At 60.9% G+C, this 16,011-nt stretch carries 13 protein-coding genes; 8 read left to right on the forward strand and 5 right to left on the reverse strand.

Features of this window, described 5'->3' with window-relative positions:
* Window positions 1-61 precede the first annotated feature (61 nt).
* Window positions 62-277 carry a molybdopterin-binding protein gene (locus AERO9A_RS00205; protein ID WP_076427208.1) on the forward strand — a complete coding sequence of 72 codons (216 nt, stop codon included), beginning with the start codon at window positions 62-64 and terminating at the stop codon, window positions 275-277.
* Window positions 278-378: 101 nt separating this feature from the next.
* On the opposite strand, the gene AERO9A_RS00210 is transcribed toward AERO9A_RS00205, so the two are convergent.
* A complete protein-coding gene (locus AERO9A_RS00210; protein ID WP_159969911.1) occupies window positions 379-2,676 on the reverse strand; it encodes a bifunctional diguanylate cyclase/phosphodiesterase in 2,298 nt (765 codons plus the stop codon).
* A 167-nt stretch (window positions 2,677-2,843) separates the two neighbouring features.
* Between AERO9A_RS00210 and desA the strand changes: the two genes are divergently transcribed.
* The 3 genes from desA to AERO9A_RS00225 all read left to right on the forward strand — a co-directional run bounded on the left by desA (window position 2,844) and on the right by AERO9A_RS00225 (window position 6,873).
* Window positions 2,844-4,034 carry a delta-9 fatty acid desaturase DesA gene (gene desA / locus AERO9A_RS00215; RefSeq protein ID WP_159969912.1) on the forward strand — a complete coding sequence of 397 codons (1,191 nt, stop codon included), beginning with the start codon at window positions 2,844-2,846 and terminating at the stop codon, window positions 4,032-4,034.
* Window positions 4,035-4,140: 106 nt separating this feature from the next.
* On the forward strand, window positions 4,141-5,112 hold the full coding sequence (locus AERO9A_RS00220) for a sensor domain-containing diguanylate cyclase (protein ID WP_159970660.1): 972 nt from the start codon (window positions 4,141-4,143) through the stop codon (window positions 5,110-5,112).
* A gap of 435 nt (window positions 5,113-5,547) precedes the next feature.
* Entirely contained in the window at window positions 5,548-6,873 is a 1,326-nt protein-coding gene (locus AERO9A_RS00225; RefSeq protein ID WP_159969913.1) for an OprD family porin, read from the forward strand.
* Window positions 6,874-6,943: 70 nt separating this feature from the next.
* Here AERO9A_RS00225 and AERO9A_RS00230 read toward each other — a convergent pair whose 3' ends face one another.
* From AERO9A_RS00230 to AERO9A_RS00245, 4 genes are all read right to left on the reverse strand, one after another.
* Window positions 6,944-7,282, reverse strand: a complete 339-nt coding sequence (locus AERO9A_RS00230; protein WP_159969914.1) for a DUF2388 domain-containing protein — start codon at window positions 7,280-7,282, stop codon at window positions 6,944-6,946.
* Between the two features lie 78 nt (window positions 7,283-7,360).
* Window positions 7,361-7,612 carry an NfeD family protein gene (locus AERO9A_RS00235; protein ID WP_159969915.1) on the reverse strand — a complete coding sequence of 84 codons (252 nt, stop codon included), beginning with the start codon at window positions 7,610-7,612 and terminating at the stop codon, window positions 7,361-7,363.
* Between the two features lie 265 nt (window positions 7,613-7,877).
* On the reverse strand, window positions 7,878-9,662 hold the full coding sequence (locus AERO9A_RS00240; protein ID WP_159969916.1) for a GspE/PulE family protein: 1,785 nt from the start codon (window positions 9,660-9,662) through the stop codon (window positions 7,878-7,880).
* Window positions 9,663-9,877: 215 nt separating this feature from the next.
* Entirely contained in the window at window positions 9,878-11,233 is a 1,356-nt protein-coding gene (locus AERO9A_RS00245) for an inorganic triphosphatase (protein WP_159969917.1), read from the reverse strand.
* A gap of 113 nt (window positions 11,234-11,346) precedes the next feature.
* Between AERO9A_RS00245 and AERO9A_RS00250 the strand changes: the two genes are divergently transcribed.
* The 4 genes from AERO9A_RS00250 to argA all read left to right on the forward strand — a co-directional run bounded on the left by AERO9A_RS00250 (window position 11,347) and on the right by argA (window position 15,948).
* On the forward strand, window positions 11,347-12,024 hold the full coding sequence (locus AERO9A_RS00250) for a TIGR00153 family protein (RefSeq protein ID WP_159969918.1): 678 nt from the start codon (window positions 11,347-11,349) through the stop codon (window positions 12,022-12,024).
* 38 nt (window positions 12,025-12,062) lie between these two features.
* A complete protein-coding gene (locus AERO9A_RS00255; protein ID WP_159969919.1) occupies window positions 12,063-13,334 on the forward strand; it encodes an inorganic phosphate transporter in 1,272 nt (423 codons plus the stop codon).
* Window positions 13,335-13,403: 69 nt separating this feature from the next.
* Window positions 13,404-14,570, forward strand: a complete 1,167-nt coding sequence (argE, locus tag AERO9A_RS00260; protein WP_159969920.1) for an acetylornithine deacetylase — start codon at window positions 13,404-13,406, stop codon at window positions 14,568-14,570.
* A gap of 79 nt (window positions 14,571-14,649) precedes the next feature.
* Complete coding sequence (gene argA, locus AERO9A_RS00265) at window positions 14,650-15,948, forward strand: amino-acid N-acetyltransferase (RefSeq protein ID WP_159969921.1); 1,299 nt, start codon at window positions 14,650-14,652, stop codon at window positions 15,946-15,948.
* Window positions 15,949-16,011: the final 63 nt, after the last annotated feature.

Below are 16,011 nucleotides of genomic sequence, written 5' to 3' on the forward strand. Positions count from 1 at the left end.
TTATGCAATTTCCCCGGATTTTATCCGGGCTACCTGTAAAACGACCTGAGGAGAAAATCCCATGACCATCAAAGCCATCAACGTGCGTAACCAGTTCAAAGGCACCATCAAGGAGATCGTCATTGGCGACGTGCTGTCGGAGATCGACGTGCAGACTGCTGCCGGTATCGTCACCTCGGTGATTACCACCCGTTCCGTGCGCGAGCTGGAGCTGCAGGTGGGTAGCGAGGTGATTGCCTTCGTTAAATCCACCGAGGTGTCTATCGCCAAGCTGTAAGAGGTGTGATGTCGCTATGAATTGGCCGCCTGCGGGCGGCCAACTGCATTTGGGCCTTTGCGTTGCGTGAGTGGCTTAGCGTTGTGCGCGTGTAAAGCCGCTCAGTCAGCGAGCGGCCCGAGTGGTGGCACAGGGTTTGACTCATCAGCGTGTCGCGCGGTGACCGGCGCTGCCGGTTGTGGGCGGCCGAAGTGGTAGCCCTGGCCGTAGTCGCAGCCGAGATTGCGCAGAAACTCGGCCTGTTCGGCGGCTTCGATACCTTCGGCCAGCACCTTGAGCCCCAGGCTGTGGCCCAGGGTTATCACCGCGCGGGCGATGGCGGCATCTTCCGAGTCGTGCGGTAGCCCACGCACGAAGCTCTGATCGAGCTTGAGTTTATGCACCGGCAGGCGTTTGAGGCGCGCCAGTGAGCTATAGCCGGTGCCGAAGTCGTCGATTGCCAGGCGCACGCCCAGTGCTTGCAGGCGCGTGAGCAGTGAGAGCGCCGCGGCCGGGTCGTCCATCACGGCGCTCTCCGTGACTTCAAGCTCTAGCTTTGCGGGGGCGAGGCCGGTCTCGGCCAGCACCTGAGCCACCCGCAGATCCAGTTCGCCACGGCCAAACAGACGGCTGGAGACGTTTACTGCGACGAAGCTCGGGCCGCTCTTGCTCTGATCCCAACGCACCATCTGGCGGCAGGCCTGCTCCAGTACCCAGAGGTCAATGGCGCCGATCATGCCGTTATCTTCGGCTATCGGGATAAATTCACCCGGTGGCAGCAGGCCGCGTTCGGGGTGTTGCCAACGCACCAGCGCTTCAAAACCGACCACTTGGCCGTCGCGTAGGTCGTGCAGGGGCTGGTAGAAGACCCGCAGTTCTTCGTTTTCGAAGGCGTGCCGCAGGCTGCTGGCCAGTTCCACGCGTTGCCGGGCGTAGTCGGTCAGTTCCTGCTCGTAGAAGGCGAAGCTTTCGCGGCCGCTACTCTTGGCCTTGAACAGGGCTGAGTCGGCGTTGCGCAACACCTGTTCCACGCTATCGGCATCGTGCGGAAACAGGCTGATGCCGATGCTGGCGCTGATGTACAACTCGTGGCTGTCGAGACAGAACGGTGCTTCCAGGCTGTGCAGCAGTTGTTGCGCCAGCTCGGCTGCCAGCGCTGCTTCGCCGCATTGATCTTGAAGTAGGCCAAATTCGTCGCCGCCCAGGCGTGCCAGCGTGCAGCCGCTGGGGATGGCCTTCAGCAATCGCTCGCCGACGGCTCTGAGCAACAAGTCGCCGACGTTGTGGCCAAGGCTTTCGTTGATGTGCTTGAAGTGGTCCAGGTCGATCAGCAGCACGGTGCCCGGCTGCTCGGTACTGCTGCGCTCCAGGGCATGGGTCACGCGCTCGGTGAACAGCAGGCGGTTGGGCAGGTTGCTCAGCGGGTCGTGGTGAGCCAGGTAATCCAGCTCACGTTGCGAGCGCTTGAGCGCGGTGATGTCGGAGAACACCGCAACGTAATGACTGATATTGCCTTGCGTATCATGGATTACGCGGATGCTCTGCCATTGCGGGTAGATTTCGCCGCTCTTGCGCCGGTTCCAGATCTCGCCAGCCCAGGTGCCGTGCTTTCTCAGCGATTTCCAGATGTCCTGGTAGAAGGCTTCGCCGTGGCGGCCTGATTTGAGCAACCCTGGTGTTTGGCCGATGATTTCATCGCGGCTGTACCCGGTTATGCGGGAAAAAGCGGGGTTGATGTGCACGATGCGACGTTTGGCGTCGGTCACCAGCACGCCTTCCTGAGTGGCATCGAACACCGCAGCCGCTTGGCGCAGGCTGTCTTCGTCAGTGCGGCGCTGGGTGATATCGCTGACTACGCCGATAAAGCGCATCGGCTTGCCATCTGCCGTGAAGAGCAGGCGCCCGCGCGAATGAATCCAGCGATAACTGCCATCGGCATGGCGCATGCGGTAGGTGTTTTGGTAGTCCGGGAGCTGTAGGCTGACTTCGATCTTCTGCAGCACACGCTCGCGGTCGTCTGGGTGCAGGAAAGTGGCCCACTGTTCACGGGTATGGCCAAGGGTCGCCTGGTCGATACCGAGTAGATCTGTATAGCACTCGGAAAAGAAGATGCGTTGGCTGGCCATGTCCATATCCCACAGACCGCTATGGGAGGCCTCCAGTGCCAGGCGCAAGCGTTCTTCATTGGCGCTCAGTGCCTGCTTTTTCTCGTTATAGCGGATGGTGTGGCGCCGAAGGGTTGTGTAGAGCAGGGCTGCGGTGAGTATGACGAACAGCAATCCTTTGAGCGATTGCAGGCCTTCTTGATGGCTGCTCGACAAGTCGAGGGCGAGCAAGAACCTATCACTGAGCAGCACCCAAAGTGCGGCCAGCACCAGATAGCCCAGAGTCAGACGCAGGGCGGTGGCATCGATACGCATGGCTGAGCGTTAACGCTCCTTATAGTAATGCTGGCAATTTAGGCGGGCCAGGTTGAAACATTCTTATCTAAAAGACCAACTGGTTTTCTGGGGTGTGTCGGGGATAATGCAGCGAGGTTTGTCCTTGTAGGACAAACCGTGTTCCCCCTTCAAGAGGCACAGCGCCCATGTGGTACAACGGTTTACTTGATCTGTCGGTCTGGCAGTTAGTAGCAGTGACCTTGCTTATGACTCACGTGACCATCGTTAGCGTCACGGTCTACCTGCACCGCTACTCCGCGCACCGTGCACTGGAACTGCACCCAGCGCTCAAACATTTCTTCCGTTTCTGGCTGTGGTTGAGTACGGGCCAGAATACTCGCGAATGGACTGCGATTCACCGTAAACATCATGCCAAGTGCGAAACCGAGGACGATCCGCACAGCCCGGTAATCAAGGGCCTCGGTACGGTCATGCGCAAGGGTGCGGAACTCTACCAGGCCGAGGCGAAAAATCAGGATACGCTGCGCATCTACGGCAAGAACTGCCCGGATGACTGGGTCGAGCGCAATGTATACAGCCGCTTTCCTATCGGCGGTGTGACACTTATGGCCATCATCGACCTGGCCTTGTTCGGCGTGCTTGGCATGACCGTTTGGGCCGTGCAGATGATGTGGATTCCATTCTGGGCTGCCGGTGTGATCAACGGTCTGGGTCATGCCGTAGGCTACCGTAACTTCGAGTGCCGCGACGCGGCGACCAATCTGGTGCCCTGGGGCATCATCATTGGCGGCGAAGAGCTGCACAACAACCACCACACCTATCCCAACAGCGCCAAGCTGTCGGTGAAAAAGTGGGAGTTCGACATGGGCTGGGCCTGGATCAAGCTCTTCAGCTTCCTGGGGCTCGCCAAGGTGCAGCGTGTGGCGCCGATTGCCCATCGCGTCGAAGGTAAGCACAGCCTGGACATGGATACCGCCATGGCCATTCTCAACAACCGCTTCCAGATCATGGCGCAGTATCGCAAGCTGGTTATCGCACCGTTGGTCAAGCAGGAATTGGGCAAGGCCGATGTGTCCGTTCGTCACCTTTTTCACCGCGCCAAGCGCCTTCTGTCGCGTGAGCCGAGCCTGTTGCACGATCAGCAACACGCCCGTATCGCCGACCTGCTGGCGCAGAGTCAGGCACTCAAGGTGATTTACGAGAAGCGTCTGGCCCTGCAGCAAATCTGGGTGAAAACCAGCAGTAACGGGCACGATATGCTCGAAGCGATGAAGCAGTGGGTGCATGACGCCGAAGCCAGCGGCATACAGTCGCTGCGAGAGTTTGCCGAGCAACTCAAGACCTACTCGCTACGCCCCGCCACCGTCCCGGTCTGATAAGGCCGAAAGCTGGCAAAAGGCCTGCCGAACGGCGGGCCTTTGCGTTTGTCCAAGCCCTCACGATGCATACCTTGAGTGCTAGAGGGGCTGTATGGCCGCGGTAATGGACGAACACGACAATGCGGTAACCGAATGGGAAGAGCTTACGCTGGCGCTGTTGCACAGCCGTTCGGAGGTTGAGCGTCTGGGCGAGCGAGAGCAGTTGTTCAGCAGCCTGCTGGGCAGCGTCAATGCAGTGCTGTGGGCGTTCGATTGGGACGAGCAGCGGATCATCTATGTCAGCCCAGCCTACGAGCGCATCTTTGGCCGTTCTGCCGCCCTGCTGCTGGCCAACTACGATGAATGGCGCAACAGCATTTACCCTGACGATCTCGACTATGCGGCCGAGAGCCTGGCCACGGTCTTGGAGGCCGGTGCTGTTGAGCAGCGTGAATACCGCATCATTCGTAGTGATGGGCAACTGCGCTGGCTCAGTGACAAATGCTTTGTCAGCCCGCGTCAGGAGCCTGGGCGTGGCCCGATCATCGTCGGCATTGCCGAAGACATCACGGAAAAGAAGCGTCTTGAAGGCGAGCTACATCGCCTGGCCACCACGGATGTGCTGACTGAAAGCAGCAACCGGCGTTACTTCTTCGAATGCGCGCGACGTGAATTCGATCAGGCTCGTCAGCACGGTGGGTCAATGGCTTTGCTGCTGTTGGATCTGGATGACTTCAAGAAGATCAACGACCGTTATGGCCACCAGATGGGGGATCAGGTGTTGCAGCGCCTTGCTCATTGTGGTGCTACCGCATTGCGCCGTGATGATCTGTTCGGGCGCATTGGTGGCGAGGAGTTCGCTGCTCTGTTTCCGGGTTGTGAGCCGGACGTCGCCCTGCAAGTTGCCGAACGCTTGCAGCGGGAAGTGCAGCGCTTGAGCTTTCAGCATGACGGCACAACCTTCGGTATTACTGTCAGTCAGGGGCTGACGGTGCTGCGTCCTGGCGACGCTAGCCTGGAGGCACTTTACGCCCGTGCCGACGCGGCGATGTATCAGGCCAAACGCCAGGGTAAGAACCAAATCGTGATTGGTTGAAGCGGCGATATTTCGCCATAAAAGGCTTTTTTATGAGCGGAATTTTGCTTGCGTGAATGATTCATCAAGATTTCACGCTTGTGCCTGAAAAGTGTAACATCGCGTGCCAGAGGGCTCTCTTACTTAATAGGGTGGAGCTGGCACGCAATCTGCCTTGGCCTTCGGCATCCAGGGTCAGCACTATCGATGCTGGCTCACAATAAAAACGATGTGAGTGCCAACGTATGAACCAAGCAATCAAGTGTTGCTGCCTGTTCCTCTCTGCGGGCCTGTCCCTCGTACCTTCTTTCTGATTTAAGCCGTACTGCTAGCGATGCGTGCTCGCGTTGATTGCTCGTGCGTGCGCTACCCTTATTCGACCTGGGCCTGCCTCTTCGTAGCGAAGCCGCTGCCCGGCGCGGATGCAACACCTTAAACACACTGGAGAGAAACATAATGAGAAAGACCTCCCTGGCACTGGCCGTAGCCGCCAGCACCCTGGGCTTGAGCCAAGTGGCTTTCGCTGACTTTGTCGGTGACAGCAAGGCCAACCTGACTCTGCGCAACTACTACTTCGACCAGAACACGAAGAACACCGCCAATAACGACGGCGAGGCCAGCGAGTGGGGCCAGGGTTTCATCTTCAACTACAGCTCCGGTTTCACCGAAGGCACTGTTGGCTTCGGCGTTGATGCCGTTGGCATGTTGGGTGTGCGTCTGGATGGTGGTGGTCGTGTTGGCAAGACTGACCGTGATCGTACTCCAGGTCAGCTTTTCCCGCTGGAGACCGACGGCAGTGCTGTGGATGACTTCAGCAAGGGTGGCCTGACCGGCAAGGTTCGTTTCTCCAAGACCGAGGCGCGCATCGGTACTCTGATGCCGAATCTGCCGATCCTGAAGTCCAACGATGGTCGTTTGCTGCCGCAGATGTTCGAAGGCGGCATGATTACCTCCAACGAGATCGACAATCTGACCTTGAATGCAGGCCAGATCGAGCACGCAACTAGCCGTGCCTCCAGCAATAGCACCGGCCTGGCAGCGGCCGGCGGTACTCAGGAAAGCAACAAGTTCTACTTCGCTGGTGGTGATTGGAAGATCACCAAGGATCTGACTGCGCAGTATTACTACGCCAACCTTGAGGATTACTACAAGCAGCACTTTGCCGGTCTTGGCCACAGCCTGGCGCTGGGTGAGGGCTCGCTGAAGACTGATCTGCGTTATTTCCGCACCACTTCGGATGGCAAGAACAGCAACGCTGCTGGTCGCGCAGAAGGCTATGGTGTGAGCGGTTACACCAACGACGGTTCTGGTGAAATCGACAACAACACCTGGAGCGCGGCCTTCACTTATACCCTGAAGAGCCACTCCGTGATGCTGGGGCATCAGCGCGTATCCGATAACAGCAACTTCATTCAGTTGAATCAGGGCAACATTGAAGGTTCTAGCGGTTCGAGCGTTTATCTGCCGACCGACCGCCAGGTTAGTGCCTTCATCCGTGCGGGTGAGCGCACTACCTTTGGTCAGTACAGCTATGACTTCGCTTCCTTGGGTGCTCCTGGCCTGAAAGCCTCTGTCGCTTACCTCAAGGGCACGAATATCAAGCGTACCAATACCACTGATGCCAAAGAGTGGGAGCGTGATATCGGTCTGGATTATGCGTTCCAGGGCGGTGCTCTGAAAGGTCTCGGTTTGGCCTGGCGTTATGGTGTCCTGCGTGGCAACGCGGGCACTGACATCGATCAGAACCGCCTGATCGTCAGCTACACCCTGCCGCTGCTATAAGCGAGGGCCGGTGGGCTTAGTCCCTGCCTGGCTGTCATAAAAAGCCCGCATCATATCGATGCGGGCTTTTTCATTCTGCGCTCATGGTCGGCGAAGCGGTGCTCGTCGATTCTGCCAATATGGCGCTGGCCAGAGTCATGTCGTCAGTCTTTTGCAGTTGTGGGTTGCCTGCGCGCAGCTTCTGCAGGGCCGCCTCCAAATGTGGGCCGCGGATCTCTCCATTGCTGGCCACGAAGCTGCTGGCATCTTCTTCGGCTGCGGCGACTAGCTTGCGGTCTTTGAAGGTGAGGTAGGTGGAGGCGGTGGTTGCGCCCGATGAGAGGATGTCGCGTAGCATCCCGTCGGCTGACGCTGCCTGAACGATCATGCAACCGCCCAGCACGAGGGCGGCTCGGCTCAGTACTCGCATGGTGGCACTCCTGTGCGGTGGATAGGTAATGCTAGGAGTGGCGAAGCGCTGATGTGGTTCCCGCGAGGCGATGGCCGGTTAGTGGCTTCGGCGAGCGCTCTGCTGGTGGCGCCACCAGAGTAGGGTGCTGAGCATGGCGGCGATGAGAAACAGCAAGACTTGCAGTGCCCAGGGCAGGTCAGGGATTAGAAAGGTCAGTGCGCCCAGCGTGACGGCGCTGAGTCCTACCCACAGCAGATAGCCGCCTGTGCCGAATACCTCGATAACCAGGCATACAGTTGTCAGGGCGAGCCAATCCCAGCATGCGAGGTGCTGCAGGTAAGTGATCATATGAGGCGTCTGGTGGATGTGCTGCTGCGGTCTTCGCGGTTCGTGCTGCTGAACATCGCTGGGCTCCAGTTGCGGTCGTGCATCTAAGCATAGACCTACTTGGGGCGCTGCCGACCCCTTCGCAGGCTGGGCAGAAAGGGTGTTTCTTGCTGTATCGGCTAGCCTGGCGTGGCTCAGGCTGATCTGCGTGTGCGGTTACTACAACGGTACTTACAGGTATTGGCGCGATGCTTGGGCGTTCGGGGGTTAGGTCTCTCCGGTGGCCTTAACGCTGCTCGCTTTGCGGGGTAACGCGCAGCACTTCCTCGATGGTGGTCAGGCCTGCGGCGACCTTCTGCGCACCGGACAGGCGCAGGCTGCGCATGCCGTCTTTGAAGGCGGCGCGGCGCAGAGCGGTGATATCGGTATCGGCAGTGATCAGCGCTTTGATTGCATCGCCCAGCAGCATGATTTCGTACACGCCGGCGCGCCCGCGATAGCCAGTTTCACGGCATTCCAGGCAGCCGACGGCATGCTGTGCCTGATTCGGCAGGGGCGAGCTCCAGGGGCGAGTCAGGCCGTTCCAGGTATCCTCGTCCAGTTGTACCGGAGCCTTGCAATGTGGGCACAGGGTTCGCACCAGGCGCTGTGCCATCACGCCGAGCAGGGTGGCTTTGAGTAGATAGTGCGGTACGCCCAGTTCGAGCAGGCGGGTGATGGCGCTGGGGGCGTCGTTGGTGTGCAGGGTGGAGAGCACCAGGTGGCCGGTCAGCGCCGCCTGAATGGCCATTTCGGCGGTTTCCAGGTCGCGGATCTCGCCGACCATGATGATGTCCGGGTCCTGGCGCATCAGCGCGCGCACGCCGCTGGCAAAGGTGAGGTCAATGTTGTGCTGCACCTGCATCTGGTTAAAGGCGCCTTCGATCATCTCGATGGGGTCTTCGATGGTGCAGACGTTCACCTCTTCGGTCGCAAGTTGCTTGAGCGTGGTGTACAGCGTGGTGGTCTTGCCTGAACCGGTGGGGCCGGTGACCAAAATGATGCCATTGGGCTGGCTGGTCATGCTTTCCCAGCGGCGCCGGTCTTCAGGGGAAAAACCGAGCTGATCCGGGGTTTTCAGCAACACTTCCGGGTCGAAAATCCGCATCACCATCTTCTCGCCGAAGGCGGTGGGCAGTGTCGACAGGCGCAGCTCCACCTCGCTGCCGTCCGGGGTTTTGGTCTTGACCCGGCCGTCCTGCGGTTTGCGCTTCTCGGCGATGTTCATGCGGCCCAGGTTTTTCAGGCGGCTGACCACCGCCATGGTGACCTGCGCCGGGAATTGGTAGACGGTGTGCAGTACGCCGTCGATGCGAAAGCGCACGGTGCCTTGTTCGCGGCGTGGCTCGATGTGGATATCGCTGGCGCGCTGTTGAAAGGCATACTGGAACAGCCAGTCGACGATGTTGATGATGTGCGCGTCGTTGGCATCTGGCTCCTGATCCTGCGCGCCGAGGCTGAGCAATTGTTCGAAGTTGCCGACGCTGCTGACCTTCTGGTCGATGGCGTTGGCACCGCTGACCGAGCGCGCCAGGCGATAGAATTCGGTGGTGAAGCGCTGGATGTCCACCGGGTTGGCCACTACCCGCTTGATCGGGCGTTTGAGCACGTGGATCAGGTTGGCTTCCCAGCTATGCACCAGCGGCTGGCTGCTGGCGATGGTCACGCTCTCGCTATCCACCGCTACGGCGAGGATCTTGTGGCGCTGGGCGAAGGCGTAGGACATCAGCGGGGTAATGCTTGGCACGTCGATTTTTAGCGGGTCGATGCGCAAATAGGGTTGGCCGGTGAACTTGGCCAGCCATAGGGTGAGGGTTTCCAGGTCGAGCTTCTTGCCTGGGCGGGCCTGATCGTCCACTTGCTGTGCGGCGAGAAACTCCAGCGGATGCTGCTGGTTGTTCAGTGTGCTGCGGCGGATCGCCAGGCACTGCTCGGCCACGTCCTGCTCCACGCGGCCTTCACTGACCAGCTCGCGCAGCAGGTCGGAGAGATCCAATACGCGGTCGGCAGGCGGGGTGTGTATGGCAGGCATGCGGGTTCCTCGAGTCGGCCTGGACAAGGATGGCCGAGCTAGGATGCCCGAAAAATCAGGGTTGCGCGAAGGCTTGGCGTGAACGCGTGCCTGTTTCAGGCTGCAGCGGCACGCAAGCTGTGATCCAGGTGGTGAGTGCGCTGTTCGGGGTGGTGGCAGTGGCTGCGAGTGAGGCTAACCCTCTCGCAGCCACTGTGGGCGCAGTAGGCGTCGGTTTAGCGCAGCAGGGCTTTCCAGGCGCGCAGTTGCTGCACCTTGATGCATTGCTCGGCGACTGCGCCGGTTGTGTCGGCCTGTTGTGCCAGTTCGCTCAACTTGGCCAGTTCGCCATACAGGCGGTCGGCTTCTGCCAGGTCGAGTACCTGGCGGGCCAGACGTAGCCAGACCAGCAGGCGCTCCAGGCGCGGCTGCTGTTCGGTGAGGCGCAGTGGTTGGGTCTGGTAGCTGCGCAGATTGAGCTGGGTGGCCTCGTCGGCCAGTAGTGTGCTCAGCCAGTTGACCAGTGCGGCCTCGCCCTGACGCTGACCTCGCGCGTTGCGGCCCTCGCGCCAGCCTGCCGCCAGCAGCCAGCGTGCCAGTTGCAGCGACAGCAGGCCCCAGCGTGGCGAGTCGAGTTCACTGGCGAACAGGGCGGGTGCTGCCTGGCGCATCGTTTCGTCATCCTGGCCAGCCGACAGGCGTGGGCGCCAGTCGTCGAGCAGGGCGTCCAGACCCTGGCGCAGTTCGCGGCTGCTGGCACGCGGTGCGGCTTGGCCGAGGCTGCCGAGCAGGGCGCGCAATTCGCCCAGGCGCTCGATCCATTCGGCCAGCAGGCGCCAGTGGCCGTTCCAGCGGTATTGTTCGGCCAGGCGCTGGCTGGCGCCGAGCAAATGCCAGGCGAGGGCGGCGAAGGCATCGTCCAGGCTCATATCGGCGCTCAGCGTCGGCGCCGGTAGGCTCAGGCTGTAGCTGGCGGCATCGAACAGGCGATAGCCGCGCTCGGCCTTGCTGATGTCGCAGGGCATCAACGGCAGGCCTTCGGCCAGCTCGCAGGCCAGCTCCAACAATGCGGCAGGCTCGCCTTGACGCAGCTCCAGCTCCAGCTCGCAGATTTCTTCCTCGCCTTCACCGGCGATCACTTTGCCCAGATCCAGGGCTGCCTCGATGACCACCTTGGCTTTGCCGCGGCCCCAGGCAATTTCGGCTTTTTCACGGATGAAGTCGGTGGTGAACAGCGGCATCAGGCTGGTTTTGTCCAGCTCGGCCAGGCTGGCCGGCCAGCATTGGTCGTCGAGCTTGCCGAGGTCGAGCTCGGGTTTGTCCAGGTACCAGTCCCACTCGTTACGCTCGGACAGCCCGGCTACGCTCTGGCCACGGCTTTTCAGGGTCTGGATGAACTGCTCGCCGTCGCGGCGAAGGCGCAGGGCGACCTTGGCACCGGCCAGGTCACGCGCGGGCGTGTCGTAGTACTGGTTGAACAGCGGTGTGTGCTGCCAGCCGCTCTTGTTGCGCTTTTTCAGCAGCGGGTGCTCACGCAGTGCGGCCAGGGTGGCGCGGCTGGCGCGCAGTTTGATTTCGGTTTCTTTGACCATGATCAGGAGCTATGACGCCTAGATATGAAATTGTGACAGTCCGATGACGCACGCTGGCGGCCTGCGAAGTCGATCCCTATACTTGCGGCCTTCTCAAAACAGGGGTTAGCCCTATGCCTATCAATCCTTTTGTCAGCCTGTTCGGCCGTTCGCCCATCGGCCCTATGCAGCAGCATATCGCCAAGGCGCATGAGTGTGCGGCGAATCTGGTGCCCTTCTTCGAGGCCGTGATGGTCGAGGACTGGGCCAAGGTCGAGCAAGTGCAACAGGACATGTCCCGGCTGGAGCATGAAGCGGACAAGCTGAAGAAAAGCGTCCGTCTGCATCTGCCCAAGAGCCTGTTCCTGCCGGTTCCGCGTTCGGATCTGCTTGAGCTGCTCAGTGTACAGGACAAAGTCGCCAACCGTGCCAAGGACATCGCCGGCCTGATGCTGGGGCGGCAGATGGCCATTCCGCAGGCGCTGCAGCCCTTGATGCGTACCTATGTGCAGCGCAGCGTGGATGCCAGCGCGCAGGCGCTGAAGGCGATGAACGAGCTCGACGAGTTGCTCGAAACCGGTTTTGCCGGCCGTGAGGCCGTGCTGGTGGAAACGCTGATCGAGGAGCTTGGAGTGATCGAGCATGACACCGATCGCCTGCAGATCGATGTGCGTCGCGCCCTGTTCAAGCTGGAGAAGGATCTTCCCCCGGTCGATGTGATGTTCCTCTATCAGATCATCGATTGGGTCGGCGACGTCGCCGACCGAGCCCAACGAGTGGGCAACCGACTGGAACAACTGCTGGCGCGCTAAGCGCCAGTATCCTTTCTGGGATCTACGGAAACTAATTTATGTCTCTGATTGCGGACTACGGGCTGATTTTGCTCGTACTTGCCTGCCTTTTTGGCTTTTTCATGGCCTGGGGCGTTGGCGCGAATGACGTGGCCAACGCTATGGGTACTTCGGTCGGCTCGCGTGCGTTGACCATTCGTCAGGCGATCATCATTGCCATGGTCTTCGAGTTCTGCGGGGCTTACCTGGCCGGCGGCGAAGTGACCGAAACCATCAAAAGTGGCATCGTCGATGCCAACCTGATCAGTCCTAACCTGATGGTGCTGGGCATGATGTCGGCGCTGTTGGCCGCCGGTACTTGGCTGCTGGTGGCGTCGATGCGCGGCTGGCCGGTGTCCACCACCCACACCATCGTCGGTGCGGTGATTGGCTTCGCTGCCGTCGGCGTGTCGGTGGATGCCGTGCACTGGAGCGGTGTTGGCCCGATCGTCGCGAGCTGGGTGGTCACCCCGATGCTGGCCGGAATCATCTCCTTCTGCCTGTTCGTCAGCGTGCAGAAGCTGATCATCGATACCGACAACCCGTTCAAGAACGCCAAGCGCTTCGTGCCGCTGTATATGTTCATCACCGGTTTCATGATCTCGCTGATGACTCTGAGCAAGGGCCTCAAGCATGTTGGCCTGAATCTCACTAGCACTGAAGGCTTCTTGCTTTCGCTGGGTATCGGCGTGCTGGTCATGCTGCTCGGCATCGCTCTGCTCAGCCGCATCCACGTCGATGCCGAGGCGGACAAGGCCTTCCATTTCTCCAGTGTGGAGAAGGTGTTCGCCATCCTGATGATCTTCACCGCCTGCTCCATGGCCTTCGCCCACGGCTCCAACGACGTGGCCAATGCCGTCGGCCCGCTGGCGGCGATTGTAGGTGTGATCCAGAGCGGCGGTGATCTGGCCGTGGGCAGCAAGGCCATGGTGCCGGGTTGGATCCTGCTGCTAGGCGCGCTGGGTATCGTGGTCGGCCTGGCCACCTACGGCTACAAGGTGATCGCCACCATCGGCAAGGAAATCACTGAGCTGACCCCTAGCCGTGGCTTCGCTGCCGAACTGGCTGCCGCCACCACCGTGGTCAGCGCTTCGGGGTTGGGTCTGCCGGTCTCCACCACGCACACCCTGGTCGGCGCCATTCTCGGTGTTGGCCTGGCGCGCGGTATTGGTGCGCTGAATCTGGGCATGATCGGCAAGATCTTCCTGTCCTGGATCATCACCTTGCCGGCTGGCGCGGTGCTGTCGATCATCTTCTTCTTCATCCTGCGCGCGCTGTTCGGCGGGGCCTGATTCCACTTCGGCGGTTTCACCGACAAGACGATGCCCCTATGATGGGGCATCGTTTTTAGGAGATCGCCGATGCCCCTGCCGTCCTTCCGAGAGCAGTTCTCCGCGCTGATCGCAGCACCGTCGGTGAGCTGTACCCAGCCCAATTGGGATCAAAGCAACGCCCCCGTCATCGAGCTGCTCGCAGCTTGGCTTGGCGATCTCGGTTTTACCTGCGAAACCCAGCAGATCGCTCCCGGCAAGTTCAACCTGCTCGCCAGCTATGGCTCCGGTCCCGGTGGTCTGGTGCTAGCCGGTCACAGTGATACCGTGCCCTTCGATGCCGCCCTATGGCAGACCGACCCGCTCAAGCTGACCGAAGTAGGCGACCGCTGGGTGGGTCTGGGCAGTTGCGACATGAAAGGCTTCTTCGCCCTGGCCATTGAAGCCGTGCGGCCTTTGCTCGATCAGCCTTTCCAGCAGCCGCTGCTGATTCTCGCCACCTGTGATGAGGAAAGCTCGATGTCTGGCGCCCGTGCGCTGGCCGATGCTGGGCGTCCGCTTGGCCGCGCGGCGGTCATCGGTGAGCCGACCGGCCTCAAGCCCGTGCGCCTGCACAAGGGCGTGATGATGGAGCGCATCGATATTCTCGGGCAGAGCGGTCACTCCTCGAACCCGGCGCTCGGCCATAGCGCGCTCGAAGCCATGCAGGATGTGATGGGTGAGCTGCGCGGCCTGCGCGCGCAGTGGCAGCGCGAGTACAACAACCCGCAGTTCAGCGTGCCGCAGCCGACCCTCAATCTGGGGTGCATTCACGGCGGCGACAACCCCAACCGCATCTGCGGCCAGTGCGCGCTGGAGTTCGATCTGCGGCCCCTGCCCGGTATGGATCCTGAGCAACTGCGCGAGGCAATCCGCAGCAAGCTGCAGCCGTTGGCGCTCAAGCATCAGGTGCGTATCGACTACGGCCCGCTATTCCCGGCGGTGCCGCCGTTCGAGCAGGCCGCCGATGCCGAGCTGGTGCGCCTGGCCGAACGCCTGACCGGGCATACCGCGCAGGCGGTGGCATTCGGCACCGAAGCGCCTTACCTGCAGCGCGTCGGTTGCGAGACGTTGGTGCTCGGCCCAGGCGATATCGACTGCGCGCATCAGCCGGGGGAACACCTGGAGCTGGCCCGCATCGAACCCACCGTGACGCTGCTGCGCCAATTGATCCAGCACTATTGCCTGAGCCGGAGTGATGAGGTGCAACGACGATGAGAGCTAGGGCGGGTGCAACCCGCCGAATGTCCATGGCGGGTTGCACCCGCCCTACGTTTCGACGCTCACGGATTTTTACATGCACGACTACGTCAACTGGTTACGCCACGCTTCGCCCTACATCAACGCTCACCGCGACTGCACCTTCGTGGTCATGCTGCCGGGAGAGGGTGTCGCTCACCCCAATTTCGCCAATATCGTTCACGACCTGGTACTGCTGCACAGCCTCGGCGTGCGCTTGGTACTGGTGCATGGCTCGCGCCCACAGATCGAGGCGCGTCTGGCTGCGCGTGGCCTGACGCCGCATTATCACCGTGACCTGCGCATTACCGACGCGCCTACTCTGGAGTGCGTGATCGACGCGGTGGGCCAACTGCGTATTGCCATCGAGGCGCGTCTGTCGATGGATCTGGCTGCCTCGCCGATGCAGGGCTCACGTCTGCGCCTGACCAGCGGCAACTTCGTCACCGCGCGACCAATCGGTGTGGTCGATGGCATCGACTACCACCATACCGGCGAAGTGCGCCGTATTGACCGCAAAGGTATCGGTCGCCAGCTCGACGAGCGCAGCATTGTGCTGTTGTCGCCACTGGGCTATTCGCCTACCGGGGAGATTTTCAACCTGGCCTGCGAAGACGTTGCCACCCGTGCGGCTATCGATCTGGGCGCCGACAAGCTGCTGCTGTTCGGCGCCGAGGATGGTCTGCTCGACGAGAGCGGCAAGCTGGTGCGCGAGTTGCGGCCACAGCAAGTGCCTGCGCACCTGGCGCGTCTGGGCAGCAACTATCAGGGCGAATTGCTCGATGCCGCCGCCCAGGCCTGTCGTGGTGGGGTCAAGCGCAGCCATATCGTCAGCTATGCCGAGGATGGCGCCCTGCTCAGCGAGCTGTTTACCCGCGCCGGTAACGGCACGCTGGTGGCCCAGGAACAGTTCGAGTCGCTGCGTGAGGCCACCATCGAGGATGTCGGTGGCTTGATCGAGCTGATCCGCCCGCTGGAAGAGCAGGGCATCCTGGTTCGTCGTTCGCGCGAGGTGTTGGAGCGGGAGATCGAGCAGTTCAGCATCGTCGAGCGCGAAGGGCTGATCATCGCCTGCGCCGCGCTGTACCCGATTGCTGAATCCAACTGTGGCGAGCTGGCCTGCCTGGCGGTCAATCCTGACTATCGACATGGCGGTCGCGGCGACGAACTGCTTGAACGTATCGAAGCCAGGGCGCGAGCGCAGGGCATTAAGACGTTGTTCGTGCTTACCACTCGCACCGCGCACTGGTTCCGCGAGCGCGGCTTCGAGCCCAGTAGTGTCGAGCGCATGCCTACAGCGCGCGCCTCGCTGTACAACTATCAGCGTAATTCGAAGGTGTTCGAGAAGGCTCTATAGGGACGCGACGAATCCTTTGCCTGTTGGGTGTCGGTGACGGGGCGACGGCATGGAATCGGTGGG

Source organism: Pseudomonas sp. 8Z (genome assembly GCF_902506535.1).
Classification (GTDB): domain Bacteria; phylum Pseudomonadota; class Gammaproteobacteria; order Pseudomonadales; family Pseudomonadaceae; genus Aquipseudomonas.

Excerpts from the sequence above, each read along its gene's own strand:
- argA (WP_159969921.1), top strand. The coding sequence starts at position 14,650 with ATGCACGACTACGTCAACTGGTTACGCCACGCTTCGCCCTACATCAAC.
- AERO9A_RS00225 (WP_159969913.1), top strand. The coding sequence starts at position 5,548 with ATGAGAAAGACCTCCCTGGCACTGGCCGTAGCCGCCAGCACCCTGGGC.
- AERO9A_RS00255 (WP_159969919.1), top strand. The coding sequence starts at position 12,063 with ATGTCTCTGATTGCGGACTACGGGCTGATTTTGCTCGTACTTGCCTGC.
- AERO9A_RS00245 (WP_159969917.1), bottom strand. The coding sequence starts at position 11,233 with ATGGTCAAAGAAACCGAAATCAAACTGCGCGCCAGCCGCGCCACCCTG.
- AERO9A_RS00240 (WP_159969916.1), bottom strand. The coding sequence starts at position 9,662 with ATGCCTGCCATACACACCCCGCCTGCCGACCGCGTATTGGATCTCTCC.
- AERO9A_RS00220 (WP_159970660.1), top strand. The coding sequence starts at position 4,141 with ATGGACGAACACGACAATGCGGTAACCGAATGGGAAGAGCTTACGCTG.
- AERO9A_RS00205 (WP_076427208.1), top strand. The coding sequence starts at position 62 with ATGACCATCAAAGCCATCAACGTGCGTAACCAGTTCAAAGGCACCATC.
- desA (WP_159969912.1), top strand. The coding sequence starts at position 2,844 with ATGTGGTACAACGGTTTACTTGATCTGTCGGTCTGGCAGTTAGTAGCA.
- AERO9A_RS00210 (WP_159969911.1), bottom strand. The coding sequence starts at position 2,676 with ATGCGTATCGATGCCACCGCCCTGCGTCTGACTCTGGGCTATCTGGTG.
- AERO9A_RS00250 (WP_159969918.1), top strand. The coding sequence starts at position 11,347 with ATGCCTATCAATCCTTTTGTCAGCCTGTTCGGCCGTTCGCCCATCGGC.
- argE (WP_159969920.1), top strand. The coding sequence starts at position 13,404 with ATGCCCCTGCCGTCCTTCCGAGAGCAGTTCTCCGCGCTGATCGCAGCA.
- AERO9A_RS00235 (WP_159969915.1), bottom strand. The coding sequence starts at position 7,612 with ATGATCACTTACCTGCAGCACCTCGCATGCTGGGATTGGCTCGCCCTG.
- AERO9A_RS00230 (WP_159969914.1), bottom strand. The coding sequence starts at position 7,282 with ATGCGAGTACTGAGCCGAGCCGCCCTCGTGCTGGGCGGTTGCATGATC.